This is a genomic window from Streptomyces sp. NBC_01465 (assembly GCF_036227325.1).
In the GTDB taxonomy this organism is placed as follows: domain Bacteria; phylum Actinomycetota; class Actinomycetes; order Streptomycetales; family Streptomycetaceae; genus Streptomyces.
Genome location: NZ_CP109467.1, coordinates 2,432,738 through 2,458,017 on the forward strand (window position 1 = coordinate 2,432,738; position 25,280 = coordinate 2,458,017).

General features: G+C 69.7%; 30 protein-coding genes and 1 pseudogene. 10 read left to right on the forward strand and 21 right to left on the reverse strand.

The genetic code is table 11. From position 1 onward, the window contains the following. Positions 1–44: 44 nt before the first annotated feature. From OG707_RS11190 to OG707_RS11200, 3 genes are read right to left on the reverse strand one after another with little or no spacing between them, the layout of a single operon-like run. Positions 45–848, reverse strand: a complete 804-nt coding sequence (locus OG707_RS11190; protein ID WP_329117019.1) for a DUF4097 family beta strand repeat-containing protein — start codon at positions 846–848, stop codon at positions 45–47. After that, the gene (locus tag OG707_RS11195; RefSeq protein ID WP_329117021.1) at positions 845–1,495 is read right to left on the reverse strand and encodes a response regulator transcription factor; all 651 of its coding nucleotides are present in this window, start codon (positions 1,493–1,495) and stop codon (positions 845–847) included. The genes OG707_RS11190 and OG707_RS11195 overlap by 4 nt, the downstream gene beginning before the upstream one ends. Further along, positions 1,483–2,721 carry a sensor histidine kinase gene (locus OG707_RS11200; protein WP_329117022.1) on the reverse strand — a complete coding sequence of 413 codons (1,239 nt, stop codon included), beginning with the start codon at positions 2,719–2,721 and terminating at the stop codon, positions 1,483–1,485. Before OG707_RS11200 ends, OG707_RS11195 begins: the two co-directional genes overlap by 13 nt. A gap of 176 nt (positions 2,722–2,897) precedes the next feature. On the opposite strand from OG707_RS11200, the gene OG707_RS11205 reads away from it, so the two are divergent. Together OG707_RS11205 and OG707_RS11210 are read left to right on the forward strand one after the other, a co-directional pair. After that, positions 2,898–3,290 (forward strand): hypothetical protein, encoded by a 393-nt coding sequence (locus OG707_RS11205; RefSeq protein ID WP_329117024.1) that lies wholly within the window; start codon positions 2,898–2,900, stop codon positions 3,288–3,290. A gap of 49 nt (positions 3,291–3,339) precedes the next feature. After that, positions 3,340–4,158 (forward strand): aminoglycoside N(3)-acetyltransferase, encoded by an 819-nt coding sequence (locus OG707_RS11210; protein WP_329117027.1) that lies wholly within the window; start codon positions 3,340–3,342, stop codon positions 4,156–4,158. On the opposite strand, the gene OG707_RS11215 is transcribed toward OG707_RS11210, so the two are convergent. Together OG707_RS11215 and OG707_RS11220 are read right to left on the reverse strand one after the other, a co-directional pair. Continuing rightward, positions 4,128–4,604 (reverse strand): GNAT family N-acetyltransferase, encoded by a 477-nt coding sequence (locus OG707_RS11215; RefSeq protein WP_329127733.1) that lies wholly within the window; start codon positions 4,602–4,604, stop codon positions 4,128–4,130. The two genes, OG707_RS11210 and OG707_RS11215, sit on opposite strands and share 31 nt — an antisense overlap. Positions 4,605–4,622: 18 nt before the next feature. Next, positions 4,623–5,210 (reverse strand): annotated as a pseudogene (locus tag OG707_RS11220) (GNAT family N-acetyltransferase); the annotation flags it as partial. An 87-nt stretch (positions 5,211–5,297) separates the two neighbouring features. Here OG707_RS11220 and OG707_RS11225 point away from each other — a divergent pair. Continuing rightward, a complete protein-coding gene (locus OG707_RS11225) occupies positions 5,298–5,876 on the forward strand; it encodes a winged helix-turn-helix domain-containing protein (protein ID WP_329117029.1) in 579 nt (192 codons plus the stop codon). 75 nt (positions 5,877–5,951) lie between these two features. Beyond that, the gene (locus OG707_RS11230; RefSeq protein WP_329117031.1) at positions 5,952–7,259 is read left to right on the forward strand and encodes an MFS transporter; all 1,308 of its coding nucleotides are present in this window, start codon (positions 5,952–5,954) and stop codon (positions 7,257–7,259) included. A gap of 86 nt (positions 7,260–7,345) precedes the next feature. Here OG707_RS11230 and OG707_RS11235 read toward each other — a convergent pair whose 3' ends face one another. Then, positions 7,346–8,728, reverse strand: coding sequence for a glycine--tRNA ligase (locus OG707_RS11235; protein WP_329117033.1), 1,383 nt, complete (start codon positions 8,726–8,728; stop codon positions 7,346–7,348). A 134-nt stretch (positions 8,729–8,862) separates the two neighbouring features. On the opposite strand from OG707_RS11235, the gene OG707_RS11240 reads away from it, so the two are divergent. Genes OG707_RS11240 through OG707_RS11255 form a run of 4 tightly spaced genes read left to right on the forward strand, consistent with a single transcriptional unit; the run spans position 8,863 to position 12,012 of the window. Then, positions 8,863–9,831 (forward strand): metal ABC transporter substrate-binding protein, encoded by a 969-nt coding sequence (locus tag OG707_RS11240; RefSeq protein ID WP_329117035.1) that lies wholly within the window; start codon positions 8,863–8,865, stop codon positions 9,829–9,831. Positions 9,832–9,866: 35 nt separating this feature from the next. Further along, positions 9,867–10,637 carry a metal ABC transporter ATP-binding protein gene (locus OG707_RS11245; RefSeq protein WP_329117037.1) on the forward strand — a complete coding sequence of 257 codons (771 nt, stop codon included), beginning with the start codon at positions 9,867–9,869 and terminating at the stop codon, positions 10,635–10,637. Then, complete coding sequence (locus tag OG707_RS11250; RefSeq protein WP_329117038.1) at positions 10,634–11,533, forward strand: metal ABC transporter permease; 900 nt, start codon at positions 10,634–10,636, stop codon at positions 11,531–11,533. The genes OG707_RS11245 and OG707_RS11250 overlap by 4 nt, the downstream gene beginning before the upstream one ends. A 59-nt stretch (positions 11,534–11,592) precedes the next feature. After that, positions 11,593–12,012 (forward strand): Fur family transcriptional regulator, encoded by a 420-nt coding sequence (locus tag OG707_RS11255; protein ID WP_329117040.1) that lies wholly within the window; start codon positions 11,593–11,595, stop codon positions 12,010–12,012. 20 nt (positions 12,013–12,032) lie between these two features. Here OG707_RS11255 and OG707_RS11260 read toward each other — a convergent pair whose 3' ends face one another. The 5 genes from OG707_RS11260 to OG707_RS11280 all read right to left on the reverse strand — a co-directional run bounded on the left by OG707_RS11260 (position 12,033) and on the right by OG707_RS11280 (position 14,919). Further along, a complete protein-coding gene (locus OG707_RS11260) occupies positions 12,033–12,875 on the reverse strand; it encodes an isoprenyl transferase (RefSeq protein WP_329117042.1) in 843 nt (280 codons plus the stop codon). A 15-nt stretch (positions 12,876–12,890) separates the two neighbouring features. Further along, positions 12,891–13,640 (reverse strand): DNA repair protein RecO, encoded by a 750-nt coding sequence (recO, locus tag OG707_RS11265; RefSeq protein WP_329117044.1) that lies wholly within the window; start codon positions 13,638–13,640, stop codon positions 12,891–12,893. 67 nt (positions 13,641–13,707) lie between these two features. Then, the gene (locus OG707_RS11270) at positions 13,708–14,454 is read right to left on the reverse strand and encodes a hypothetical protein (RefSeq protein WP_329117046.1); all 747 of its coding nucleotides are present in this window, start codon (positions 14,452–14,454) and stop codon (positions 13,708–13,710) included. A gap of 19 nt (positions 14,455–14,473) precedes the next feature. Beyond that, on the reverse strand, positions 14,474–14,689 hold the full coding sequence (locus OG707_RS11275) for a hypothetical protein (protein WP_329117048.1): 216 nt from the start codon (positions 14,687–14,689) through the stop codon (positions 14,474–14,476). Continuing rightward, a complete protein-coding gene (locus OG707_RS11280) occupies positions 14,686–14,919 on the reverse strand; it encodes a hypothetical protein (protein ID WP_329117051.1) in 234 nt (77 codons plus the stop codon). The genes OG707_RS11275 and OG707_RS11280 overlap by 4 nt, the downstream gene beginning before the upstream one ends. Positions 14,920–15,036: 117 nt before the next feature. Here OG707_RS11280 and OG707_RS11285 point away from each other — a divergent pair, with 117 nt between their 5' ends. Both OG707_RS11285 and OG707_RS11290 read left to right on the forward strand, forming a co-directional pair. Beyond that, positions 15,037–15,870 carry a helix-turn-helix domain-containing protein gene (locus OG707_RS11285; protein WP_329117053.1) on the forward strand — a complete coding sequence of 278 codons (834 nt, stop codon included), beginning with the start codon at positions 15,037–15,039 and terminating at the stop codon, positions 15,868–15,870. Further along, the gene (locus tag OG707_RS11290) at positions 15,852–16,040 is read left to right on the forward strand and encodes a DUF397 domain-containing protein (RefSeq protein WP_329117054.1); all 189 of its coding nucleotides are present in this window, start codon (positions 15,852–15,854) and stop codon (positions 16,038–16,040) included. Before OG707_RS11285 ends, OG707_RS11290 begins: the two co-directional genes overlap by 19 nt. A 5-nt stretch (positions 16,041–16,045) precedes the next feature. Here the strand turns inward: OG707_RS11290 and OG707_RS11295 are convergent, their stop codons facing one another. The 10 genes from OG707_RS11295 to OG707_RS11340 all read right to left on the reverse strand — a co-directional run bounded on the left by OG707_RS11295 (position 16,046) and on the right by OG707_RS11340 (position 25,205). Then, complete coding sequence (locus OG707_RS11295; protein ID WP_329117056.1) at positions 16,046–16,426, reverse strand: nuclear transport factor 2 family protein; 381 nt, start codon at positions 16,424–16,426, stop codon at positions 16,046–16,048. Then, positions 16,426–16,881, reverse strand: a complete 456-nt coding sequence (locus OG707_RS11300; RefSeq protein ID WP_329117059.1) for a hypothetical protein — start codon at positions 16,879–16,881, stop codon at positions 16,426–16,428. The genes OG707_RS11295 and OG707_RS11300 overlap by 1 nt, the downstream gene beginning before the upstream one ends. Before the next feature lie 182 nt (positions 16,882–17,063). Continuing rightward, positions 17,064–17,657 (reverse strand): hypothetical protein, encoded by a 594-nt coding sequence (locus OG707_RS11305; protein WP_329117061.1) that lies wholly within the window; start codon positions 17,655–17,657, stop codon positions 17,064–17,066. Further along, the gene (locus OG707_RS11310; RefSeq protein ID WP_329117063.1) at positions 17,654–18,316 is read right to left on the reverse strand and encodes a hypothetical protein; all 663 of its coding nucleotides are present in this window, start codon (positions 18,314–18,316) and stop codon (positions 17,654–17,656) included. Before OG707_RS11310 ends, OG707_RS11305 begins: the two co-directional genes overlap by 4 nt. After that, positions 18,310–19,599 (reverse strand): hypothetical protein, encoded by a 1,290-nt coding sequence (locus tag OG707_RS11315; RefSeq protein WP_329117065.1) that lies wholly within the window; start codon positions 19,597–19,599, stop codon positions 18,310–18,312. The genes OG707_RS11310 and OG707_RS11315 overlap by 7 nt, the downstream gene beginning before the upstream one ends. Next, positions 19,599–19,919: a hypothetical protein gene (locus OG707_RS11320; protein ID WP_329117067.1), complete on the reverse strand. Its 321-nt coding sequence runs from the start codon at positions 19,917–19,919 to the stop codon at positions 19,599–19,601. Before OG707_RS11320 ends, OG707_RS11315 begins: the two co-directional genes overlap by 1 nt. A 115-nt stretch (positions 19,920–20,034) precedes the next feature. After that, positions 20,035–20,721 (reverse strand): response regulator transcription factor, encoded by a 687-nt coding sequence (locus OG707_RS11325; protein ID WP_329117069.1) that lies wholly within the window; start codon positions 20,719–20,721, stop codon positions 20,035–20,037. After that, complete coding sequence (locus OG707_RS11330; protein ID WP_329117070.1) at positions 20,718–21,911, reverse strand: sensor histidine kinase; 1,194 nt, start codon at positions 21,909–21,911, stop codon at positions 20,718–20,720. Before OG707_RS11330 ends, OG707_RS11325 begins: the two co-directional genes overlap by 4 nt. A gap of 26 nt (positions 21,912–21,937) precedes the next feature. Beyond that, the gene (locus tag OG707_RS11335; protein WP_329117072.1) at positions 21,938–24,043 is read right to left on the reverse strand and encodes an MMPL family transporter; all 2,106 of its coding nucleotides are present in this window, start codon (positions 24,041–24,043) and stop codon (positions 21,938–21,940) included. Between the two features lie 487 nt (positions 24,044–24,530). After that, positions 24,531–25,205, reverse strand: a complete 675-nt coding sequence (locus tag OG707_RS11340) for a TerB family tellurite resistance protein (RefSeq protein ID WP_329117074.1) — start codon at positions 25,203–25,205, stop codon at positions 24,531–24,533. Positions 25,206–25,280 lie beyond the last annotated feature (75 nt).

The window sequence follows — 25,280 nt, forward strand, 5'->3', positions numbered from 1 at the left end:
GAGGCGGCCCAGTCTGCCGTACCCATGAGATCAGCAGCAGGCGGTCACCACCCCGGATATCCGATCCTTACGGTCCCCGCACCGGACGACGCGTCGATGAGCCGGTCCGCGGCCGGGTCGGCGAGGGCGCTGTCGATCTCCCTGCTGCCCGAGCGGGTCGAGCCCTCGACCCGATAGCGGCTGCCCGGCGGGACGGTCGCACGGAACTCGCCCGAGCCGACCGAGCCCGTCAACTCGCGGGGCGGGGCGGCGAAACCGAGCTCCACCTCCCCCGATCCGGCACGCGCCTCCACCTGCTGCGAACCGAGCGCCACACCGTCCACCGAACCTGACCCCACCCGGACCTTCACCGGCCCCCGCACCCCGTACAACTGCACGGACCCCGAGCCGGTCTTCAGGTCGATCGCGCCGGTGAGCCCGCTGACGCGCACGGGGCCCGACTGGTTCACCACCTTCACGGAGATGCCCGCGGGCACGGCCAGTTCGAGCTTCACCGAGCAGCCCAGACCGGTCAGGGCGAGCATGCCGTCGCAGGCGGTGGAAACCTTCAGGGTGTCGCCGTCCCAGCTCCTGTTCACGACCGGCCGCCGCACCGACCAGCTCAGCTCCTGGTGGATCTTCACCTCGGTGTCCGTCCCCGCGCTCACCGACACCTCGGAGCTCCCGCCGTGCACCTCGACCGCCCGCACCGGATGCTGCTCGGTCGTCTCGGTGGAGGTGGACGAGCGGTTCTGGCGGGCGGCTTGGGCCCAGACCTCGGCCCCCGCCGGTACCACGATGAACAGCGCGCTGAGCACGGCGACGGTGATCCACAGGCCGCGGAGGCGCCGGCCGGGCATCTCGCTCATGCGGCGCCGTCGAGGAAGCGCAGTACGGCGAGGACCCGGCGGTGGTCGGCGTCCGCCTGCCCCAGATCCAGCTTCGCGAAGATGCTGTTGATGTGTTTGGCGACGGCACTCTCGCCGACCACCAGCTCCTTGGCGACCCCGGCGTTGGACCGCCCCTCCGCCATGAGCGCGAGCACCTCGCGCTCGCGCGGGGTGAGCCGTTCCAGCGGGTCGGGGCCGCCGCGCCGCAACAGCAGTTGCGCGACGACCTGCGGGTCGAGCGCGGTGCCGCCGCCCGCCACGCGCCGTACCGCGTCGATGAACTCCTCGACGTCCGCGACCCGTTGCTTGAGCAGATAGCCGAAGCCGCCCGCCTGGGAGGTGAGCAGATCGGCGGCGTACCGCTCCTCGACGTACTGGGAGAGCAGCAGCACCGCGGTGTCCGGCCACTGCCGCCGGATCACCAGCGCGGCCCGTACGCCCTCGTCCGTGAAGCCGGGCGGCATCCGTACGTCCACCAGCGCCAGCTGCGGCCGGTGCTCCTCCACTGCCGCGAGCAGCCCCTCCGCATCGCCCATTTCGGCGGCGACGTCGAACCCGGCCATCTCCAGCACCTTGACGAGTCCGATCCTCAGCAGGACCGAGTCCTCGGCGATCACAGCCCGCACGGCAACTCCACGGTGATGACAGTCGGGCCCCCGCGGGGGCTGTTGATCCGGATCGATCCGTCGACCGACCCTACGCGTTTGGCGAGCCCGGCCAGTCCGGTCCCGCGCGAGGCGTCCGCGCCGCCCGCCCCGTCGTCGGTGACGGTGACCCGCAGCAGGTCACCCACCCTCTTCAGCTGTACGGAAACCCGGTCCGCCCGGGCGTGCTTGGCGACATTGGCGAGCGCCTCCGACACCACGAAGTACGCCACGGCCTCCACGGTCGGCGAGGGCCGCACCGCGATGTCGACGCCCAGTTCCACGGGCAGGGGCGCCCGGGCCGCGATCCCCGAGAGCGCCGCATCGAGCCCGCGGTCCTCCAGGACGGCCGGATGCAGCCCGCGCACCAGGTTGTTGAGCTCCTCGATGGCTTCCTTGGCCTCGCGGTGCGCCTCGTCGATGACCGCCCTCGCCTCCGGCGGCAGATCGGTCAGGGTGGCCCGTGCGATGCCCAGGTTCATGGCCAGGGACACCAGCCGCTGCTGTGCCCCGTCGTGCAAGTCCCGCTCGATGCGCCGCCGTTCGAGGTCGGCTGCGTCCAGGACGCCGGCCCGGCTCTCCGCCAGGTCCTCGACGCGCTGCTCCAACACCTTGGCCCGGTTGGGTCCCAGGAGCGCTGCGGCGGCGTTCGCGTCGATCCGGGCAATCGCGGCTGCCAGCCAAGGGGTGGCGAAAAGGAGGAGCACCCCGCCGACGGTGATCCCGGCGTACGCCATGGTCCACCCCTTCGACTGGTCGACCGGCGGCAGCGCCCACGCCCAGGAGAAGACCAGCGCGAAGGCGACCCCCGTGGCCCAGGCACAGACGACCAGCGCCCCTCCGAGCGCGGCGAGCGGCGAGACGACCAGGTGGTAGCCGAACTGCCGCCAGGTCGACTCGGCGCGCAGCCGGTGGAAGACGCCGCGCGGGGCGTAGCGCGGGTGGGGCCAGTGGACCTTCGGGATGTCGAGGCCGAGCAGCGACCGGAAGCGGCTGCGCTGCACCGCGGTGAGCAGCGGGTTGAGCAGCAGCATGAAGGCCAGGGTGGAGGCGATGTGCTGGGCGCTCGGGTCGGAGAAGGTGTACGCGAGGGCCAGCCCGGTCAGTGCCGCCATGGGCAGCGCGGCGACGGCGAAGGCGGTGTTGCGCCACGCCCAGGCCGACCACGGTGCGTGCCCGGCGGCCCAGGAGATGAAGCGCTTTGGCATGCCCACACCGTAGATGGCCTGCTCAGGCGGTGCCATCACCCTGTTGCCCGGATCGGGGGTAGTGCTGGTGCCACCCCAAGTCGGACAGCAGCGTTACTGACGGTGAAGGGCGGAAAAGGGACGGTTGATCGTGAGCCCGGGAGCCGGGTCCACGACCCCGAAAGGCAGACCGCGCCATGGCCGTCACCGCCCTCAACACCCGTGATGCACATGTCCTGTTGACGGGCCGGCTGCTGACCGGCGCCGGTCTGGCCCTGCTTCCCTGGATGGGGTACATGGCGGCGACGATGCCGCCCGCGAAGGCCGCGGCCTGGATAGCCCTGGACGCGCTGGAGGCGAGCTGTCTGATCCTCGCGGGCACCCGGCTGGCCCGTGGGAGCGGCCGTCATCACACGGCCGCCGCCGCAGCGGCCGCCCTGCTGCTGGCGGACGCCACGACCGATCTGCTGACCGCGGCCCCGGGTGCGGAGCTGGCGCTCGCGGTGGCGATGGCGGTGGGTGCGGAGCTGCCGCTGGCTGCGCTCTGTGCCGTACTGGCACGGCGGCCGGTTGTCAGTGGCGCCAGGTAGCTTCGGCAGAGTACGGAAACGCCTGATCGAGACCGCGCCGGAGACACGTATGAGCACCACAGGGCTGACCGCTGCCGACCTCGTCGAGGGCTGGGGCAAGGCGGGTGTGGAGGAGGGCATGACGCTGATCGTGCACGCCTCGCTCTCCAGTCTCGGCCCCGTGGCGGGCGGCGCCGCGACCGTGGTCGAGAGCCTGCGCACGGCGGTCGGTCCGGCGGGGACGCTGGTGATGCCCGCCTTCACCTGGCAGGTGACCGACCCGGCCCCCGACCACAAGGGCGTCCCCGACGCCGCGACGGCCGGACTCCGCGCCGCGGTCCCCGCCTTCCACCCCGATCTGCCCTCCACGGAGATGGGCGCGATATCGGAGACCCTCCGGACCCTCCCGGACAGTGTGCGCAGCTCCCATCCGCAGGCTTCGGTCGCCGCCGTGGGCGCCCGCGCCGCCGAGATCACCGCCGCGCAGCCTCTCGGTTTCGCGATCGGCCCCGCCTCGCCCTTCGGCCGGATCCACGAGCTCGGCGGTCACATCCTGCTGATCGGCGTGGGCCACAACCGCAACACCTTCCTGCACTACGCGGAGACGCTCACCCCGCGCCCCCGCCTCAAGCTCCGCCGCTTCCCGCTGGTGGTCGACGGCGAGCGCGTCTGGGCCGAGACGGTGGACGTGGGCAACGACAACGGCAGGCACTTCCCCACGGTGGGGCGGGAGTTCGAGGAGTTCGCGGGCCTGGCGGAGACGACCGTGGGCGGCGCCCCCTGCCGTCTCGTCCCGCTGGAGCCGTTCGTCCCGTTCGCGGTGCGCCGCCTGACCGAACTGCTCGCCCAGGACGAGGATCAGGCCTCGGCCGGACCCGACGCCACCTGATACACCTGCAGCCCGATCCGTTGCGCATGGCGCTCGTACACGGCCTGCGCCCGGAAGTTGTCGTTCCCCGTGAGCCACCGCACGGCGGCCCACCCCTGTTCGGCGGCGATCCTGCGCACCTCGCGGATGAGGGCGTCGGCGACACCTTCTCCGCGGTGCGCCGGATCGACGAAGAGATCGTCGAGGAAGCAGCCGGTCGCGCCGCGCGTGGTCCAGTTCCAGGGCCGGTAGTGCGCAAGACCGATGGGCCGGTCGTCCTCGTCGCGCGCCACGACGCAGTACGCCGCGATCTCGGGGTCCTGGATCCACGCCCACACCCGGTCGACGTGCGCCTGGTCGGCGTCGACGTCGTAGAACGCGCAGTACTGCTCGAAGAGCGGCTGCCACAGGGCCCGGTCCTCGGGCCGTACGGCACTGATCCGGACGCCTTCGCCCCGCACGCGCACCGCGCCCCGGCGGCCCTCGACCCGGGCGACGAGCCGCTCCTTGGCGACCGGCCACTCCTCGCCGAGCATCGAGAAGTACACGCTGTCGCGCCAACTCCCGTCCGGGCGCCGCCGCTCCCGCCGGTGCACCCCTTCGCGGTGGGCGCCGAGGGCTGCGATGGCGCGCTGCGAACGGACGTTGAGGCAGTCGGTCTTCCACTGCACGCGCCCCATGCCGAGGTCCTCGAAGGCGTGGGTGAGCAGCAGCAGCTTGGCCTCGGCGTTGACCGCGGTCCCCCACCACTCACGCCCGTACCAGGTCCAGCCGATCTCGACGCGCTCGTCCTCGGCGTTCGGGTCCAGATAGGTGGTCCAGCCGACGGTCCGGCCGCTCGCGATCTCCACCACGGCGAAGGGGGTGATGGGCCGGGCCCCGGGCGCGAGCAGCCACTCCACGACGGCCCGCATCTCGTCCTCGGTCCGCGGCGCATCGATCGGCAGCCAGCGCCAGACGTCGTCGTCGGCGCCGCCGGCGGCGAAGAGACCCGGCACATGAGCGAGGGTGAGCGGTTCCAGACGGACGTGCTGCCCCTGGAGCACAACGGGGGCCGGGATCTTGGCTGTCATGCTCTTGATCGTAGATTCCTTTTGCACTGTTCACAAGAGATAATTGCACTAGTTCAAATGGACGGGGGGTGCGAGTAACCTGCGCACATGTCCAAAGACAAGCCCGTACGGACCATCGACGCGCGCAGCCTGCGCGCCCTCGCACACCCCCTTCGGGTGCGGATGCTGGACTCGTTGCGACTGGACGGGCCCGCCACCTCGTCCAGGCTGGCCGCGGAGTTCGGCGAGAACACCGGAACCGTGAGCTGGCACCTGCGGAATCTCGCCGAGCACGGGTTCATCGAGGAGGACGTGGACCGCGGTACGAAGCGGGAGCGGTGGTGGAAGGCCGTCAGCAGCACGCACGTGCTGCACAGCTCCGACATGCGCAAGGACCCGGAGTCGCGCGGGGCCCTCGAGGTGTATCTGCAGGAGATGCTGCGGGAGTTGCACGCGAAGGTGGACGCCTACATCACGGAGGACTGGTCCGAGGAGTGGGAGCGGGCCGGTCAGCTCGGGAACTGGGACGACCTGCGGCTGACTCCGGTCCAACTGCGGTCACTGAACGACGAGTTGATGGCCGCCATCGAGAGGTACTACCCGCCGGAGGGGACCGAGCCCGAGCCCGGGAGCCTGCCGGTGAGCGTGCAGATCCAGGCGTTCCCGCGCCGAGAGGGCCGGAACTGACGCTTCCGGATAAAGATGCAGAGAGTTCTCTGCAACCACTTTGCAGAGACTCCTCTGCAAGGTAACTTCATAGGCATGACGACGACACAGGACGTCTCCGAGCGCACTTCCGTGCGCCGCAGCCTCCTCCTCCGCAACCGCGACTTCCGCAGCCTGTGGACCGGCACCACCACCGGCAAGTACGGCGCTTCGGTGACCTCGGTCGCCCTTCCCCTGGTCGCCGTCACCCTGCTCCACGCCTCGACCCTCCAGGTGGGCCTGCTCACCGCCGCCACCTGGCTGCCCTGGCTGCTCATCGGGCTGCCGGTCGGCGCCTGGGTGGACCGGCTGCCGCGGCGGCCGGTCATGCTCGCCGCCGACGCCGCCGCCTTCCTGCTCTTCGCATCGATACCCGCCGCCGCCTGGCTGGGGCTGCTCTCGATGACGTATCTGCTGGCCACCGCCTTCCTCGTGGGAACCGCCACGGTGTTCTTCGAGACGGCCTACACCGCCCTGCTCCCCCAACTCGTCGACACCGAGGACCAGGCCGAGGGGAACTCCAAGCTGCACGGCAGCGAGTCCGCGGCCCAGCTCGCCGGGTACGGGTCCGGAGGGTTCCTGGTGCAGGCGATGGGCGCCGCCAACGGGCTCCTCGTCAACGCCGCCACGTTCGCCGTCTCCTTCGCCTGCGTCCTGCGCATCCGGCACCGCGAGCCCGCCAAGCCCGCCGTCGTCCGCCAACGCGGCGCGCTCACCAGGGAGATCGGCGAGGGGCTGAGGCTGACCTTCGGCGACGGGTATCTGCGGGCCCTCGCGATATCGGGCGCCACTTCCAACCTGGCGCTGATGGCCTACCAGTCGATCCTCGTGGTCTTCCTGGTCCGCGAGGTCCACCTGACCTCGGGCACGATCGGCGCCCTGATGACCGGCAGCGGCATCGGCGGCATCCTCGGCTCGTTCGCGGCCCGCCGGCTCGCGAATCGGATCGGCACCGCCCGCGCCCTGCTCTTCTTCGAGATGGCCGTTCCGTCCCTGGCCCTGCTCATCCCGCTGACCACCGCCGGGTTCGGGCTGATCTTCTTCGCGATCGGCTACAGCGCGGTGTCCTTCGGAGTGATCGCAGGGAACATCCTCAACTCGACCTTCCGCCAGCAGTACTGCCCGAGCGAGATCCTCGGCCGCACCGCCACCTCCAGCCGGTTCCTCGCCTACGGAACGATCCCGCTCGGCGCCCTCCTCGGCGGTGCGCTCGGCGAGACCCTGGGCACCCGCCCCGCCCTGTGGATCGGCACCGCGGGCATCCCGCTCGCGGCCTCGCTGATGTTCTTCTCGCCGATCCGCGGCCGCCGCGACATGCCGACCGAGCCGCCGGCCGCCCTCACGAAGGCGCTCCAGTCCGCCTGACCCTGCCCGACACCCCCGGGCAGCACTGAGCCCCCGGTCCCAACTCCTGGGACCGGGGGCTCAGTTGCGTACGTACGCGAAGAAGATCAGCAGCCCAGCAGTCGGCTGCCCAGGTACCCCTGGATCTGGTCCAGCGAGACGCGCTCCTGCTTCATGGTGTCGCGCTCGCGCACGGTCACCGCGTTGTCGTCCAGGGTGTCGAAGTCGACGGTCACGCAGAACGGCGTGCCGATCTCGTCCTGGCGGCGGTAGCGGCGGCCGATGGCGCCCGCGTCGTCGAACTCGATGTTCCAGTTCTGCCGCAGGTCCGCGGCCAGGCCCTTGGCCTTCGGCGACAGCTGCGCGTTGCGCGACAGCGGCAGGACCGCGACCTTGACCGGCGCCAGGCGGTGGTCGAAGCGCATCACGGTGCGCTTCTCCATGACGCCCTTGGCGTTGGGGGCCTCGTCCTCGTTGAACGCGTCCAGCATGAAGGCCAGCATCGAGCGGCCGACACCGGCTGCCGGCTCGATGACGTACGGCGTGTAGCGCTCGCCCTTCTCCTGGTCGAAGTAGGAGAGGTCGGTGCCGGACGCCTTGGCGTGCGCCGAGAGGTCGAAGTCGGTGCGGTTGGCGACACCCTCCAGCTCGCCCCACTCGCTGCCGCCGAAGCGGAAGCGGTACTCGATGTCCGCGGTGCGCTTCGAGTAGTGGGAGAGCTTCTCCGCCGGGTGCTCGTACCAGCGCATGTTCTCTTCACGCATGCCCAGGCCGCGGTACCAGTTCCAGCGCTGCTCCATCCAGTACTCCTGCCACTGCTCGTCCTCGCCCGGCTTGACGAAGAACTCCATCTCCATCTGCTCGAACTCGCGCGTGCGGAAGATGAAGTTGCCCGGAGTGATCTCGTTCCGGAAGGACTTGCCCATCTGCGCGATGCCGAACGGCGGCTTCTTGCGCGAGGACTGCTGGACCTGGCCGAAGTTGGTGAAGATGCCCTGCGCCGTCTCGGGACGCAGGTAGGCGACCGAGCCGCTGTCCTGGGTCGGGCCGAGGTGGGTGGAGAGCAGACCCGAGAAGTTCTTCGGCTCGGTGAAGGTGCCCTTGTTGCCGCAGTGGGGGCAGTTGATGTCGGCGAGGCCGTTCGCGGGGGCGTGGCCGTGCTTCTCCTCGTACGCCTCCTCCAGGTGGTCAGCGCGGAAACGCTTGTGACAGGAGGTGCATTCGGTCAGCGGGTCGCTGAAGGTCGCGACATGGCCGGAGGCCTCCCAGACCTCGGGGGCCAGGATCACGGACGAGTCGAGACCGACCACGTCCTCGCGCGCGGTGACCATGTAACGCCACCACTGGCGCTTCAGGTTCTCCTTCAGCTCGACACCCAGCGGCCCGTAGTCCCAGGCAGCCCTCTGGCCGCCGTAGATCTCACTGCACTGGTAGACGAAGCCACGGCGCTTGCTCAGGCTGACGATGGTGTCGATCTTGTCGGCGGCCACGGTGCTCTCTTCATTACGACGATGGCGAACAGCGGAATGCTTCAGGTTACCGGCGGCCGCACCCCCTGGATCAAATCGGTATCCGGGAAGCTCCTTGTTGACAATCGTTTCCACTTTAGTTGAAAATGACTGTCATGAACGTACGCCGCCGCCTCATACCCGCGACCGCCACCGCCGGAGCCGTAGCCCTGGGCCTCGTGGTCCTCTCCGCCTGCTCCGGGTCCCCTGCCGCCTCGGCGAAGGCGGACGGCAAGCTGGACGTGGTGGCGTCCTTCTACCCCATGCAGTTCCTGGCCGAGGAGATCGGCGGCAGCCACGTCTCCGTCACCAACCTCACCAAGCCGGGCGTCGAGCCGCACGACCTCGAGCTCAGCCCCCGCCAGACCGCCTCCCTCTCCGAGGCGGACGCGATCGTCTACCTCAAGGGCCTGCAGCCCGCCGTCGACGACGCCATCGCGCAGTCCGGCGTGAAGAACACCGCGGACGCGGCCTCGCTGACCTCGCTGGAGGACCACGGCACCGAGGTCGACGGCCACGACCACTCCACCAGCGACAACCACTCGCACTCCGAGAGCGACGCCGGCGCCGACCCGCACATCTGGCTCGACCCCGTGAAGTACGCCGAGGTCGCCAAGGGCGTGAACAAGACGCTCGCCGCCGCCGACCCCGAGCACAAGGCCGAGTACCAGAAGAACACCGACGAGCTCGTCAAGGAGCTCGGCGCCCTCAACACCAAGTTCGAGGACGGCCTCAAGAACCGCACCTCCGACACCTTCATCACCACTCACGCCGCCTTCGGCTACCTCGCCGAGCGCTACGGCCTCACCGAGGAGGCCATCAGCGGCATCGACCCGGAGACCGAGCCGAGCGCGGCCCGCATCAAGGACCTGCACCACCTCGCCGAGGAGCACCACGTCTCCACGGTCTTCTTCGAGACCATCGCCAGCCCGGACACCGCGAAGACCCTCGCGGGCGACCTCGGCGTCACGACCGACGTCCTGGACCCGCTGGAGGGGATCACCAAGAAGTCCAAGGGCGACAACTACTTCGAGGTCATGGAGTCGAACCTGGCGGCCCTGCAGAAGGCCCTGGGAGCGAAGTGACCCCACCACCCGCAGCAGCAACGGAGGCGCGCACCGTGAAGGAACACGAACCCGTCATATCCCTGCGCGCGGCCACGGCCACGCTCGGCTCGCGCCCCGTGCTGCGCGGCATCGATCTCACTGTCCGCCGCGGCGAGGTCGTCGCCCTGCTCGGCGCCAACGGCTCGGGCAAGTCGACGGCCGTCCGCGCCGTGATCGGCCAAGTCCCGCTCACCGGCGGGGAGATCGAGCTCTTCGGCACGCCGAGGGCGCGGTTCCGGTCCTGGTCGCGCATCGGTTACGTACCGCAGCGCACGACGGCTGCGGGCGGTGTGCCCGCGACGATCCGCGAGATCGTGGCGTCGGGCCGGCTCTCGCGTACGAAGCTCGGCATCCTCACCAAGGCGGACCGGGCCGCGATCTCCCGCGCCATCGAGACCGTCGGCCTCGCCGACCGGGCGAACGACTCCGTCAACGCTCTCTCCGGCGGCCAGCACCAGCGCGTGCTGATCGCCCGCGCGCTGGCCTCCGAGCCCGAGCTGCTGATCATGGACGAGCCGATGGCGGGCGTCGACCTGGCCAGCCAGGAGATCCTCGCCCGGACCCTGCACGCGCAGGTCGAAGCGGGCGCGACCGTCCTTCTCGTACTCCATGAACTCGGCCCCCTGGAGCCGCTGATCGACCGCGCGGTGGTCCTGCGCGACGGCTGCGTCACCCACGACGGCCCGCCCCCGGAGTCGCTCGGCCAGCACGCGCTGCCCGGCCACGATCACGTACACCCGCACACCTCTTCCACCGAGCCGATCCGCACGGGGCTGCTGACATGATCACGGAAATGCTCCAGGCGCCCTTCATGCAGCGGGCGCTCATCGCCGCCGTCCTGGTCGGCATCACGGCCCCCGCCATCGGCATCTACCTCGTCCAGCGCCGCCAGGCGCTCATGGGCGACGGCATAGGCCACATCGCCATGACGGGCGTGGGCCTCGGCTTCCTGCTCAACACCAGCCCGGTCTGGATGGCGATGGCGGTCTCCGCGGTCGGCGCCGTGGCCATGGAACTGGTGCGCAGCTACGGCAAGATGCGCGGCGACCTCGCGCTCGCGATGCTCTTCTACGGGGGCATGGCGGGCGGTGTCCTGCTGATCAACCTCTCCTCGACCGGCTCCAACGCCAACCTCTCCACGTACCTCTTCGGCTCCCTCTCCACGGTCTCGAACTCCGACGTCACGGCGATCGTGGTCCTCGCGGCCTTCGTGATCCTGGTGACGGTGGGTCTGCGCCGCCAGCTCTTCGCGGTCAGCCAGGACGAGGAGTTCGCGAGGGTCACGGGCCTCCCGGTCCGCGCCCTGAACCTCCTGATCGCGGTCACGGCTGCGGTCACGGTGACGGTCGCGATGCGCGTGGTGGGCCTGCTCCTGGTGTCCGCACTGATGGTGGTCCCGGTGGCCGCGGCCCAGCAGATCTCGAAGTCCTTCGCGGTGACGTTCACGCTGGCCGTGGTGATCGGCACGGCGGTGACGCTGACCGGCACGGTCACCTCGTACTACCAGGACGTCCCGCCGGGCGCGACGATCGTGCTCTGCGCGATCGCCGTCTTCATGATCCTCACGGCACTGGCCACGCCGCTGGCACGAAGGCGGGCGAGGACCGTCGTGGCCGCGGAGGCGTCATGCGCTGCTGAGATCCCGCTCGCGCGCGAGTCGACGGACTCGGTCAAGGTCTGACCAAGCTGGCACAATGGGCGGACAATGCACGCGGGCGGACTGACGGCGAGGAGGCACCTGTGAGCGCGGGAGCACCAGTACGAGGCCGGTCGACCCGGCAGCGAGCCGCGGTGGCGGCGGCACTCGACGAGGTGGACGAGTTCCGCAGCGCGCAGGAGCTGCACGACATGCTGAAGCACAAGGGCGACTCGGTGGGCCTGACGACGGTCTACCGCACGCTCCAGTCGCTGGCGGACGCGGGCGACGTGGACGTGCTGCGCACCAGCGACGGCGAATCGGTCTACCGCCGCTGCTCGACGGGCGACCACCACCACCACCTGGTCTGCCGCGTCTGCGGCAAGGCGGTGGAGGTGGAGGGCCCGGCGGTGGAGAAGTGGGCGGAGGCGATCGCCGCCCAGCACGGCTATGTGAACGTGGCCCACACAGTGGAGATCTTCGGCACGTGCGCGGACTGCGCGGGCGCCGTGCCGACCTCCTAGAGCGTGCGGGGCCGGCGGGCTCAGCGCGGGTCGTTCGCCTTGCTGAGCGCTTCGAGCTGCTCGTTGGGGATCGCGCCGCCGAACCGCCGGTCCCTGGACGCGTACTCCAGGCACGCGCGCCACAGGTCGCGCCGGTCGAAGTCCGGCCACAGGACGTCCTGGAAGACCATCTCCGCGTAACTGCTCTGCCAGATCAGGTAGTTGGACGTGCGCTGCTCGCCGCTCGGCCGCAGGAAGAGGTCCACGTCCGGCATGTCCGGGTAGTACATGTACTTGGCGAAGGTCTTCTCATTCACCTTCGACGGGTCCAGCTTGCCCGCTGCCACGTCGCGCGCGATGGCCTGCGCCGCGTCCGCGATCTCGGCCCGGCCCCCGTAATTGACACAGAAGTACAGGGTCATCGCGTCGTTGTCGACGGTCTGTTCCTGCGCGACCTGGAGCTCCTGGACGACGGACTTCCACATCTTCGGCATACGGCCGACCCAGCGGATCCGGATGCCCAACTCGTCCATTTCATCCCGCCGGCGCCGGATGACATCGCGGTTGAAGTTCATGAGGAAGCGGACCTCCTCGGGCGACCGCTTCCAGTTCTCGGTGGAGAAGGCGTACAGGGAGAGGTTCTTGACGCCCATCTCCAGGCACCCCTTGAGGACGTCGAGCACGACACCCTCGCCGACCTTGTGCCCCTCGGTGCGCGGCAGCCCGCGCTCCTTGGCCCACCGGCCGTTGCCGTCCATCACGCACGCCACGTGCTTCGGGACCAGCTCGCCGGGGATCTTCGGCGGTACGGCGCCCGAGGGGTGAGGCTCGGGGACCTTGTACTCGCGCTGCCCGCGCCCACCCAGAATTCCGCGTCGTGCCATGTTCGAAGTACTCCCTCAGTTCTTCTCTACGTACCGCAAGGACCGCAGCCCGCGCTCCAAATGCCAGTGCAGATAAGCCGATACGAGCCCGCTGCCCTCCCGCACATGCCGCGCCTCCGCCGCCTCGGCGCCCGCCCAGTCCCCCGTGAGCAGCGCACTGAGCAGCGCGACGGCCTCCGAGGAGGGTACGACGCTCCCGGGCACCCGGCAGTCACCGCATATCACTCCGCCCGCAGCGACGGAGAAGAACCGGTTGGGGCCCGGCAGCCCGCACTTCGCGCAGTCCTCGAAGCTCGGGGCGTACCCGTTGACGGCGAGCGACCGCAGCAGAAAGGCGTCCAGGATCAGATTCGGCGCGTGCTCCCCGCGTGCGAGGGTCCGCAGCCCGCCGACGAGCAGCAGGTACTGCTGTACGGAGGGCTCGCCCTCGTGCTCGGTGAAGCGCTCGGCGGTCTCCAGCATGGCGGTGCCGGCGGTGTAGCGGGCGTAGTCGGTGACGATCCCGCCACCGTACGGAGCGATGGTTTCACTCTGCGTACAGAGTGGAAGACCGCGCCCGACGAGCTCGCTGCCGCGCGCGAAGAACTGCACGTCGACGTGGCTGAACGGCTCGAGCCGCGCCCCGAATTTGGACTTGGTCCGCCGCACCCCCCGGGCCACGGCGCGCACCCGCCCGTGCCCGCGGGTCAGAAGCGTGATGATGCGGTCGGCCTCACCGAGCTTCTGGGTCCGCAGCACGATGCCGTCGTCCCGGAACAGACTCATGCGCCCATTGTCGCCCAGTGCGGGACCGGCTCCTCCGGTCGGGCCGAAATGTGATGCTTGCCCCGCTTCACTGCCAGGCGTCCGGCGACCGGTGGTGATTGACGTGGCCCGCTTCCAGTACGGCGCGGAGCTTTCCGAGGTGCTCCGTGTCGGCGGGAAGGTCGAGGCCCTGGAGGAGCTCCAGCGCGGGGCCGGGCTCGAGGTCTCCGTACACATCGCGATAACTGGTGAGGATCCCGCGGAAGAGCGCGCCCTGGAGCTCAGGGATGCCCGCCGCGATCCGGTAGACGGGGTGCTTGAGCGCCCAAGGCACAGGCCCGGACACTTCAAGGACGCGCCGGGCCCGCCGGAGCAGCGGCTCGTCGCCGCCCTTCAGCTGCCCTGCACTGTCTCCCAGTACTTGGGCGAAGGCGGCGTCCACCGTGGCCCGGTCCTCGAACCAGTCGACCCAGAGCGAGTACGTCACCGCCTCGACGACCCCGGTCGACTCGACCGCTTCGAGCCGCTCGCGGTACCCCGCCCAGAACGCGTCGACCGGGAGGGGGTTGTCCTCCCCCATGAGCACAAAGCGCATCTCGACGGTGACCCACCACAGCCCGAACAGATCCAGGAGCCCGAAGCCCAGCCGCAACCGCTCCGCAGGATCCAGATCGGCGTCCTCCAACGCGGGTCCGGCCCAGGTCTGCACGAGATCCAGCTCGGCCAGCGCATCGCCCGGCGCATCCCGGTCCACCCACCCGTCACCGACCCGGGTCACTCCGCACTCGCCCAGCCACTGCTCGGCCCATGTCCGGCCGTCGCCCCCATTGCTCACGGCGCCAGTATGGGCCCGCTCACGGGACCTCGCCCCGGCTTCTGGCATTGGCGTACGCGGTCGCCGCACTCACCCGCTCGTACGCCGTCGCCGCCCGCACGTCCCCCGCCGCACAGACCCGGACGCGCCCGCCGCCGACGGGCCGGAGCCGCAGCCCGGCCCCCTCGCTCCCCACCACGAGCCACACCTTCCCCGTACGCACATCGACGACGTACGTCCCGACCTTCACGCTCACCGCTCCCGCCCCGCTTCCCGCAGCGCGGCGGCCAGCCGCCTGGCCCCGTCGACCGAGCAGTACCCGAGGTCGAGCGCCGGACAGGGCGATTCCCGGGCGTAGGAAAGGGGGTCGATCCGCAATGACGGAAGTACGACACCGATTCCCACCAGCGCGGCCCGCAATTCGGCAACCGCCTCGTCCGCCTCTTCCATGCACACCATCGAGTGCCTCACTTTCCGCGTCTCCATCGCGGCTCCCCTTCCTGATCGGAATTCATGCTTCGCTTCATCAAGATGGCGTCACCGGGCTACGATCGGCAGAGGTATGCGCACTACAACCCCTGGGCAGGACAAGGGAGTTCAGCCATGGCCAACGTTTCCCGGCAGGCGGCATGGGAGTTCTTCGGAGCGGAACTGAAGCGGTTGCGGGAGGCGGCGGACCTGACACAGGCGGAACTCGGGGTCCGGGTCTTCGTATCCGGCGGCTACATCGGCCAATTCGAACAGGCAATTCGGAAGCCGCAGTTGGACGTGGCACAGAGAATCGATGCGACGCTGCAAACCGACGGTATTTTCGAGCGGATGTGGCGCAAGCTGATCAATGACACCCGCTATGCGGAGTACTTCGCGCATGTCGTGGACCTGGAGCGGACAGCGACGAAGATCTGCGAGTTCGCGCCCACGGTCGTCCCCGGCCTGTTGCAGACGGCGGAGTACGCGCGGGCGGTCACGATCGCGGCCAACCCGTTCGTCACGGACGAGTACGTGGAGGAGAAGGTGTCAGCCCGCCTGGAGCGCGCGGTCATCCTCCAGGACGCTACAAGGCCCGAGTATTGGGCCGTACTGCACGAGTCGGCCCTCCGTATCGCTGTGGGCGGTCCGGCCGCGATGGCCCGGCAACTCGACCACATCACGGAGCTGATGCGGGACCGTACGGCGATGGTGATGGTGATCCCGTTCGCGGCGGGCGCACACGCGTCCATGCTCGGAGACCTGCGACTCATGGAGTTCGAGGACGCACCGCCAACTGCCTATACAGAGACGTCGTTTTCGGGAACGCTGCTCGACGATCCGGCAGTGGTGAAGCGGGCCCACCGCGCCTACGATCTGATCGGGGCCGTCGCACTGTCGCCGAAGGCGTCCCTGACCCTGATCGAATCGGCGGCGGAGGACTTCAGACGATGCACACGTACGACCTGAGGAACGCCCGCTGGCGCAAGAGCACGCACAGCAACGGCGAGGGCGGCAACTGCGTCGAGGTCTCCGACGGCCACCCCTCCCTCGTCCCCGTCCGCGACAGCAAGCGCCCCGAGGGCCCCGCCCTCCTGATCCCCGCCGAGAGCTGGACGGCGTTCGTGGCCACGCTCTGAACCGGTCAGGCGCGCGGAACCGGCGTGCCCTGGTGATAGAGCAGCCGCCAGTCCGAACTCCCCTGCTCCCTGCGCCAGATCGAACTCCGGCGGGCTCGCTCCTCCCCGAAGGCGGTCTCGTACGTCAGGTGCACCAGCCCGGGCGCAAGCAGCACCCCAGCCATGCCGGAGACCTCGGCGCGGGGCCCGTCCTGCGCTGCGCCCCGCATCCCGGGAAGCGCGGCAAGCATCTCCTCGTACGTCCACCGCCGCCCCGAGGCACCAACCTCTACGAACTCGGGGTCCAGCAACTGCGCGGCGAGCGCACGCGAGGACCGCACACTGGGGTCCAAGAGCCGCAGCTCGCCCGCGATCGCCGCCGCCACTTGATCCGATGCGCTGGCCACTACCGATAGCCCCCGCTCACGTTCCTGGCGATCCCCGCACCCTTGGCCTGCGCCATGCGCTCGCGCTGCCGCACGAGGGCCACGCGATCGTCGACGCTGAGCCGGTAGCGGACGCTCAGCAGCATGAAGCCGCTCCCACCGGGCATTGCGATGACCCCTCCCAGGGGGAGGTCACCCGCGAACCACGCTCCGCGCTCCATCTCCGGATTCCAGCGGTTCCACTTCAACGGGTCGCGCGCCACCACCCCGCGCGTCCAGCCGTCCTGGCCATCGCCGGGCTTGAGCTGCACGGTGACGCCCGCGGGCTCCTTGGCGGTCTTGCGGGCCGACTCCCGGTACTCCCACGGATAACTCCGCAGCACCTTGCGGACCTTGTGCAGGCGCCGCAGCGAGCCGTAGCTCGCCCCCACGAAGAAGAGCAGAACCAGAAACACCAAGACCCAGAGCGTGGCCAAGGGGTTCTCCTTCCGCCCATAGGTATCTTCGTGCTGCATTCCGGCCATCGCCAGCGATGCCACCGTGAGAACCGACCAGATGAGCAGCCGAATCCTCACTCTCCAACGGGCCCGCTCCCATCCTGCGCGGGTCTCCGCATGGTCGAAAGCGTGCTTGTCCAGCGGGACTTGAACTCCGTACGTCACTTCCGTCCTCCCCTGAGTCCTGCCTGCTTCGCCGTCTCCCGCCTGGCTCTGCCCGCCGCTTCCCTGGCGGGGGCCAGTTCGTCCCACTCGCGAGGCTCTGCGAGGAGAAGCTCATCCGTGCCGGGCAGCAGAATGACGCCCCCGAAGAGATCGTCTCCCGCGAACCACGCCTCAGCACCCTCCGCCGGAATCTCCCGACGCTGCCCAAGTACCGCAGTCGCCGCCATCTCTGGCGAACGGTCAACGCCCTCCCGTCCGAGCAGCACAACCATCTTCCAGCCCTTGCTGCTGGTCATGCGCTGCTGTCCGGCCATCGGCGACCTCGGTACCGACGGATAGGCGGCCAGCACCCGCTTGCACGTACCAAGCCAGATCAGTGACCGCGGAAGGATTTTGAACGTGTAGATGAGGCCGCAGATTCCCAGGAACGAGAGCGGGAACAAGAAGCCGCTGTGGAACAGCGGCGCCGGTACAACGAGCAGCAACGACACCAGCACAATCGTGGCGAAGCGCCTGAATACGAGAGCGCGCGATCTTTTCAGAGCTCTCTGCACGTCCACGCCACTCACCACTGCCTCTCCATCGATCATCCGAAGTCGCTCCTCATGGAATCGGCCACGCCGCTCGTCGGCGATGGGACGGGGGCAGGGTCGCTGAACGTCACGGTGTGGGCGACACCGAGAAGCACCCGCAGATAGTCGTCGGCCTGATCAACGGCTGCTGTCACCAGCTGAACCAGAACAATCTCCGACGATCCGGCGTCCGGAACCGCCACTGTCCCTTGCCAGACGTCGCCTTCAGCACGTTGCCGTCCCGGCGCCACCACGCGTCGCTTCGTCTCGGCCAACAGGCCGGTTCCACAGGGAAGTTCCACGGGCCGCACACCCTCGCCCGAATCAGATGCCGCAGCCGACCTCACCATGTCGGCGAGCACAAGCTTCGGGTCAATTCCGGCCGAGGAGACGCTGGCGACGGTGAGGACGGACATCGCGTATCCGCCGGCCTCATCGGGATGCACGCCGATCGCACAGCCCTGCACCTTCTGCGCGTTCAGCAGCGTTACCGCGCCGGCGTAGAACTGGAGCGCCTGAGACGCTCGCTCGCGCACCCCGTCGGGCAGGCCCTGGACCTGCCGCATCATCGCCTCGACATGGTCGGTCGACGGCGCGAGATCCAGCTGCGCGTACCCGTGGGGGATTCCGTACCAGAAGGAGGGACGCACCCCCGCCTCCGCGAGAGTTGTCACCACGCCGACACCAGCCCTGCGATGTCGAAGAGGGTCGCAGCAGCCTTGGTCGTCTCCGCGCTGTTGTGTGCAGCACCCTGACCCGGAATCAGGTCGAGGCTTTCGCCGGAGGACACCAGGTTCGCTGACACATTCACACCGCTGACGCTGACCTCAGCGACTCGTAGTGCCGCCTTTCTGCCACCTTCAGCAAATGCTTCTGCGCCTTCACGCGCATCAGAAGCGGCCTTTGTGGAGAATGCAGGCACAATATCCTTCACGAATTTCGATGCGTGCGGCGCCGACTGGGCAAGCGTTTCCCCGCCTTCGCGAGCCACCCGCGCGGCATCGATGGCTTCGCTCCCTGCTTTACCGAGAGCTCCAGCGCCTGGAACCATCCCGACCAGGTCACCCGCGAAAGACGCATAGGCGCTGAAGGTGTCCATGTTCCAGCCGGTCTTGTCGCCCCACAGAGCATCTCTGAACTCCGGGTCGGTGAGGTTCTTCGTCATGGAAGCCGCACTCGCCACGACCGCGATCCCCGCGAACAGCGGCGCAAGCGGCGTCGGGAAGAGTGCCAGCATTCCTGCGATGGCGCCGATCGTGCCCGCGTGCTCGTACAGGAACTCGCCGACCGCCTTGATGCCGCCCCAGATGGCATCAACTGCCGTGCTCAGCCAGCCGGGTTCGCGCGGTGCGAGCTTGTCCGTCGCGTCGTCGAGCGCCCTGGCGACACCCTCCGCCTGGTCCGTATGCTGGATTTCCAGCGCCTCGGCCTTGCGGATGACGTCGTTGTACGCCGCATTCGCACTGTCCAGCGCCGTCGTAGCCTCGCCCAGGCTCTTCTCCGCCGCCCGCAGCCGTGCCGTCGCCGCGTCCGCCTCGTCCTGGGAGGGGAACGTCCGGCCCGCCAGCTTGAGGTCCGGGTGTTCCGCCGCCGCGTCGTGGCGCTGCTGCGCCGAACTCGCCGCCGCCTTCTTCTCGGCTGCCGCCTCGTCGTACTTCTTCGCCAGGTCCCGGTTGGACGTGAGGTCGCCGTCCCAGATCTTCAGTTGGGCCGACGCCTTCTCCAGGGAGCGGGCCGCGTTCTTGATGTACGTCGGCAACTCGCCGTCGATCGCCTCGCGGAACGCCGTCGCCGCGTCGCCCTCCCAGTAGCTGCTCTCACCGATCAGCTTCTGCAGCTGGGTGTGGCAGTTGCGGAGCGCCGTGGCTGCCGAAGTGACCTTTGACCGGAGGGCGTTGACCTCGGTGGGGATGCCGGGTGCCGGGTTCCAGCCGAGGTCCGGATAGGGGTTCGCCGCCATCAGTTCGTGCCGCCCGACGTCGACTCCGCCGCCATCTTCTTGAACGCCTGCTCCAGCGCCTTCTCGACCTCTTCGTAGGCCTGCTTGTTCGTCTTCACGCCTGCGCCGACCGCGTCGATCATCTTCTTCGTCTGCTCGGACCCGTACTTCCAGCGCTCCTGGAATCCGTCGCAGGCCTCGTCCAGGCGGGGTGTCCCGATCTGGTCGGCCCGGACGTGCCCGAGCGCCGTACGCGCCTCGTTCAGGTCCCGGATGCAGCCTTCCAGGGTCGTCAGGAACGAACCGAGCTGGTCGGTGTCCGTCGCAAAGTGATCCCCCATGCCAAGCGCCTCCGTCGTGCTGGAACAGACCGGAATCGAGTGTTCCATCAGCAGTGGCGGTCGATTGTACGGAGCAAGCGGAGGAGGGGATTCCGGTGGGGTGCGAGGCGTACGGCTACACGCCGTGCGCCCCCGGCACCACCAAGCCCGATTCGTACGCAATGATCACCAGTTGCGCCCGGTCCCTTGCGCCCAGTTTGCCCATGATCCGGCTGACATGCGTCTTTGCCGTGAGAGGTGAGAGGCCCAGGCTCTCCGCGATCTCCGCATTGTTCAGACCCCTCCCCACCAGGCCCAACACCTGGCACTCACGTTCAGAGAGGCCGTCCGGGCCGCCCGTTGACGGGGCTTCGCGCACCCTCAGGACGCGGGCGATCAGGCGTGACGTCGGGCCCGGGGAGAGCAGGGAGTCGCCCGCCGCCACCAAGCGGATCGCGGCCAGCAGGTCCGCCGGCTTCGTGTCCTTCACCAGGAAGCCCGACGCCCCCGCGCGCAGCGCCTCCACCACGTGCTCGTCCGTGTCGTACGTCGTGAGGACCAGGACCTTCACCCCTGCCAGGTCCTCGTCCGCCGCGATCAGGCGCGTCGCCGTGATGCCGTCCATGTCCGGCATCCGGATGTCCATCACGACCAGGTCCGCGCGCGACGCACGGGCCAGCTCCACCGCCTCCCGGCCGTTCGCCGCCTGGGCGACCACCTCCATGCCGGGCGCCGAGTCCACCAGCATCGCGAACGCCGCCCGGACCAGGGTCTGGTCGTCCGCCAGCAGGACGCGGATCACAGGGGTCTGGTTCTCCGTCATTCGGGCAACCGCCTTTCGTTCAGCGGGAGTTCCGCCCTCACCTCGAAGCCGCCGTCCTGTCGCGGCCCCGCCGTCAACAGCCCGCCCACACTCCGCGCCCGCTCCCGCATCCCGATGATTCCGTACCCCGATCCCGATGTACCGCCCGGCGCCTTCCCGTCGTCCACGATCCTCACCTGCAGCGTCTCCCCCTCCCCGTACACCGAGACCCGGACGCGCGCGCCCGCGCCCGCATGGCGCACCGCGTTCGTCAGGGACTCCTGGACGATGCGGTACGCCGCCGCCTCCGTCGCCGGCGCCATCGCCAACCCCTCGCTCCGCAGGTCGAGTTCGGCCGACGACGCCTTCACCAGGCCCGGGAGCGCCGCCAGGTCGGGGAGCGGCTCCGAGACTCCCCCGGCGCCGTCCGCCCGCAGCACCTCCAGCGTCGTACGCAGCTCGCCCCGCGCCGTACGGCACGTCTCCGCGATCCCGTCCAGTGCCTTCGCAATCGTCGCCCGGTCCAGGCGGTCCGGGTCCACGGTGAGGATGTGCGACGCCACCGACGTCTGCACGCCGATCAGCGTGATCGAGTGGGCCAGGAGGTCGTGCAGGTCGCGGGCGATGCGCATCCGTTCGTCCGTCACCCGCTGCTCCGCCTCCTTCTCGGCCCGGGCCTTGAGCGAGGCCACGTACTGGCGGTAGACCCGGACGTCCACCCCGCAGAACAGCACGGCGATGTTCCAGCCCGAAGTCCTCAGCAGCTCAATGCCGTTGTGGCGGTTGAGGGTCGTCACCGTCGCGATCATGATGGTGAGGGCCATGGCGCCGAAGGCCAGCGTCCGCAGCGGCCTGCCCGTCGACGCCACCGTGTAGAGCACGATCATCGACATCGGGATCGCCGCGCTGTGCGCGTTGTCGAGCGCGTGGTACGGAAAGACGAAGGCCACCATGGCGAGGAACGCCCGCACCGGGTTCCGGCGCCGGAACGCCACCGTCAGCACGGCGCCGAGCAGCAGCGCCCAGCCGAGCGCGTCCGGGCGCAGCGCCGGATCGGAATACAGCCCGAGGAGCAGCGACAGCACACCGACGCCCACCGCGAGGAGGGCGTCGTTGCGCTGCCGGTGCGGCGCGTCCATCGGGTCGCGGTTGACGACCACGAGGATGCGCTCGCTCAGCGACGGAGACGGCGGAGGTGAGAGTGCGGGCACGCCCACCATCTTCCGGTACGGGAACCTCAACGGGAGCCGATCAGCTCATGCTCGGGTGACGCGGCGGGCGGTTCGGCCGGCGTACGGCTCAGCGCGCCCGGCCACCACACCTTGCGGCCGAGGGCCACGCTGGCCGACGTCACCAGGTACGTACGGACCAGGAAGGTGTCCAGGAGCACTCCGACCGCGATCACGAACCCCAGTTCGGCCAGCATCGCGAGCGGCATGTTGATCAGGACCGCGAACGTCGCCGCCAGGACCAGACCCGCCGAGGCGATGACACCGCCCGTCGTACGGAGCGCGGTGAGCGCGGCCGCCGCCGGCTCGGCGCCCGACTGGGACTCCTCGCGCATCCGGTGCATCAGGAAGATGCCGTAGTCGACGCCGAGCGCCACCAGGAAGACGAAGGAGAGGAGGGGCAGGCCGGGGTCGGTGCCCTCGAAGCCGAAGAGCGGTTCGAAGACCAGGCCCGCGATGCCGAGCGACGCGCCCCAGACCGCGACCACCGCCGCGATCAGCATCAGCGGGGCGACGAGGCTGCGCAGCAGCACGATCAGGATCAGAAGGACGGAGACCAGCACCAGCGGCACGATGACCTTCAAGTCCCTTGCGCTGGTGGCCTCCAGGTCCATCTGCTGGGCGCTCGGCCCGCCGACGTACGCACCGAGCGAACCGTCGAGGCCCGACCGCAGCGCGTGGATGGTCGCCTGCTCGCCCGCCGACTCCGGCTTGGACGTGGCGATCACCGAGATCTCCGTCCAACCGCTGCCGCTGCGGCCCTGGGTCACGGAGGCGACGCCCTCGGTCGTACGGGCCTTCGCGACCGCCTCCGTCGCCTTGTCGGTGGGGGCGAGCACCGTGATCGGCTGGGTGGAGCGCTCGGGGAAGGCGGCGGTGAGGGTCTTCGCCGCGGTGATCGACTCGGGTTTGGTGGTGAAGGAGTCCTCCTGCTTGAGGTCGCCGGGGAGGCTGAACGCGCCGAGCGCCAGGGCCCCGAGGACCACCGCGCCGGTGAGCAGGACCGCGATCGGGCGGCGGCCCGCGGAGGCGCCCATCGCGGAGAAGAGCGAACGGCCCTGCTTGGGCTCGCTTCCGTACGCGGGGACGAGCGGCCAGAACACCCTGCGGCCGAGGAGGACGAGGATCGCGGGCAGCAGCGTCATCATCGCGAGCAGCGCGCAGAGCACGCCGACGGCGGCGATCGGGCCCATGCCGCGGCTGGAGTTGAGGTCGGCGGCCATCAGGCAGAGGAGTCCGGCCGCGACCGTGCCGGACGAGGCGAGGATGGCGGGGCCGCTGCCTCGGAGGGCGGCGGCCATGGCGTCGTACGGGCGGGCGATGCGGCGGAGTTCCTCGCGGTAGCGGGCGACGAGGAGGAGGGCGTAGTCGGTGCCCGCGCCGAAGACGAGGATGGTCATCACGCCCTGGCTCTGGCCGGTGACGGTGATGTCGAAGCCGCGGTTGAGGCCGTAGACGGTGGCCATGGCGAGCGCGTCGGCGACGCCCGCGCAGACGAGGGGGACGAGCCAGAGCATCGGGCTGCGGTAGATGATGATCAGCAGGATCGCGACGACGGCGACGGTGGTGTAGAGCAGCGGTCCGTCGAGGGAGGAGAAGACCTCCTGCGCGTCGACGTTCATCGCGCCGGGCCCGCCCACTTCGGCGCTCAACCCGCCGCTGCCGTCGGCGACTTGGCGTACCTCGGTGACGAACGTCTTCTTGAGGTCGTCGTCCTGCCCCGGCTCGGTGGTGGAGACCGGGTACATGAGGGTCGCGCCGTCCTTGGACGGTACGGCGTGGGGGGTGGAGGTGAGGCGGTGGGCGCCGGCGATCTGGTCGATCTGGTGGGCCGCGGTGGTGCGGTCGGCGGCGGTGAGGCCGCCGTCGCGGTGGTAGACGAGGACGAGGTCGGTGGACTCGCCGCCGGGGAGCCGGTCCTGGATCTTGGCGGCCTGGGTGGAGTCGGCGCCCGCGGGGAGGTAGTCGACGGCGCGGTTCTGCTGTACGTCGGCGAGCTTGCCCGCGAGGGGGCCTGCGACGGCTATGACGGCGATCCAGAACGCGAGCATGCTCCAGGGGAGCCAGCGGCGTGGTCGGCGTACGGGTGTCGGTGTCTGCTGTGCGGCCCTCATGTGGGCCTCCCCTCCAGGGCGGATGTCCGGTCCTCACCAGACTCCCGTCGGGGGCGGCGCGAATCGTCGCACCGGTGGCGGAGTTGGGCGGTACTGCCGGGGGTGGCGGGAGCGGAGGGTTACTCCCGCGGGAGTACGGGTGGGGCAAGGTGGGGGGGAAGCGCTCGAGAGGAGACGGCATGTTCGCGGTCCGCGGTCGCGTTATGCGGAGTTCGCGGAGCGGCCGCTCCGGAGCCGCCAGCTCCACCGCGTACAAGGCTTCCCCAATCCCGCCCCTTCCCGAAACCGGGGGCTCTGCCCCGCGGACCCCCACTGGGGCTCCGCCCCAGACCCCGCTCCTCAAGCGCCGGAGGGGCTGGGGGTGGGCATTTCCAGCCCGTCGAGGGGGTCCCCCCTGCTCGAGCGAAGCCGAGAGCTTGGGGGAGATTGAGGACAAGCGGCCGAAGGTCGCTTACCGGCGGGGCCGCGGGCCCGACCCCATCACCCGCTAAGAAGGGGTCCGCGCCGCAGCCGCCAGGAGCCGCACCGTGTCCTCGTCGCACAGCGCAAGCGCCCCGCCCACCGCCGTCAGCACTTCTCGCTCCGCCGGGCTGTACGGGCCGTCCGCCAAAGCGATCCGCGCACCCTGCAGCAGGATCGACTCCCGGCCAGCCGGGGCCAGGTGCGGGGCCAGCGGCTCCAGCGCCTCGTGGAGTTCGATCGCGAGCGCCACCCCGCAGGGGTCCGCGTCCGCCGTCAGTGCCTCCGCCAGGATCCCCAACTGCTCCTCGCTGCAGTCGTCGTAGCCGGCCGCCCGCAGGGCGGACGCCGCCACCGCCGTTGCCGTACGCGAGGACGCTCCGCCCGCGGCGAGTACCGCGAGCGCGACCGTGTGCACCGCGTCCCGCAGCATCGCGGAGAAGCGGGTCGTCGTGGGGTGGTCGAGGGCGTCCAGGCCGAAGTGCGTCTGGCAGGCAGCGCATTCGACGACCGGGCCTTCGGTCCCTCGCTTGAGCAGCGGTACACCCAGGACCGTCAGCCGGCGGCGCCCGGTGCGGCGGCGGTAGTTGCGGTCGCCTCCGCAGTCGGCGCAGAAGAACTCGCCGTCGCCGACGGTTTCCCAGGAGGTACGGACTGCCCAGATGATCGACTTCTTGCCACTGTGACCTCGGGCTGGCAGCACGTCGCACCTCCGTAACGCCTCGGCAACATTGCCGCGTTGACGTGATGTTAGCCACATCGATGATGCGGCGTCAGC

What these genes read in the sequence shown, in the direction of transcription:
- OG707_RS11190 (WP_329117019.1), bottom strand. Translation starts at nt 848, where the DNA reads ATGAGCGAGATGCCCGGCCGGCGCCTCCGCGGCCTGTGGATCACCGTC.
- OG707_RS11200 (WP_329117022.1), bottom strand. Translation starts at nt 2,721, where the DNA reads ATGCCAAAGCGCTTCATCTCCTGGGCCGCCGGGCACGCACCGTGGTCG.
- OG707_RS11205 (WP_329117024.1), top strand. Translation starts at nt 2,898, where the DNA reads ATGGCCGTCACCGCCCTCAACACCCGTGATGCACATGTCCTGTTGACG.
- OG707_RS11210 (WP_329117027.1), top strand. Translation starts at nt 3,340, where the DNA reads ATGAGCACCACAGGGCTGACCGCTGCCGACCTCGTCGAGGGCTGGGGC.
- OG707_RS11225 (WP_329117029.1), top strand. Translation starts at nt 5,298, where the DNA reads ATGTCCAAAGACAAGCCCGTACGGACCATCGACGCGCGCAGCCTGCGC.
- OG707_RS11230 (WP_329117031.1), top strand. Translation starts at nt 5,952, where the DNA reads ATGACGACGACACAGGACGTCTCCGAGCGCACTTCCGTGCGCCGCAGC.
- OG707_RS11240 (WP_329117035.1), top strand. Translation starts at nt 8,863, where the DNA reads ATGAACGTACGCCGCCGCCTCATACCCGCGACCGCCACCGCCGGAGCC.
- OG707_RS11250 (WP_329117038.1), top strand. Translation starts at nt 10,634, where the DNA reads ATGATCACGGAAATGCTCCAGGCGCCCTTCATGCAGCGGGCGCTCATC.
- OG707_RS11260 (WP_329117042.1), bottom strand. Translation starts at nt 12,875, where the DNA reads ATGGCACGACGCGGAATTCTGGGTGGGCGCGGGCAGCGCGAGTACAAG.
- recO (WP_329117044.1), bottom strand. Translation starts at nt 13,640, where the DNA reads ATGAGTCTGTTCCGGGACGACGGCATCGTGCTGCGGACCCAGAAGCTC.
- OG707_RS11280 (WP_329117051.1), bottom strand. Translation starts at nt 14,919, where the DNA reads ATGGAGACGCGGAAAGTGAGGCACTCGATGGTGTGCATGGAAGAGGCG.
- OG707_RS11285 (WP_329117053.1), top strand. Translation starts at nt 15,037, where the DNA reads ATGGCCAACGTTTCCCGGCAGGCGGCATGGGAGTTCTTCGGAGCGGAA.
- OG707_RS11290 (WP_329117054.1), top strand. Translation starts at nt 15,852, where the DNA reads ATGCACACGTACGACCTGAGGAACGCCCGCTGGCGCAAGAGCACGCAC.
- OG707_RS11305 (WP_329117061.1), bottom strand. Translation starts at nt 17,657, where the DNA reads ATGATCGATGGAGAGGCAGTGGTGAGTGGCGTGGACGTGCAGAGAGCT.
- OG707_RS11315 (WP_329117065.1), bottom strand. Translation starts at nt 19,599, where the DNA reads ATGGCGGCGAACCCCTATCCGGACCTCGGCTGGAACCCGGCACCCGGC.
- OG707_RS11320 (WP_329117067.1), bottom strand. Translation starts at nt 19,919, where the DNA reads ATGGGGGATCACTTTGCGACGGACACCGACCAGCTCGGTTCGTTCCTG.
- OG707_RS11325 (WP_329117069.1), bottom strand. Translation starts at nt 20,721, where the DNA reads ATGACGGAGAACCAGACCCCTGTGATCCGCGTCCTGCTGGCGGACGAC.
- OG707_RS11335 (WP_329117072.1), bottom strand. Translation starts at nt 24,043, where the DNA reads ATGAGGGCCGCACAGCAGACACCGACACCCGTACGCCGACCACGCCGC.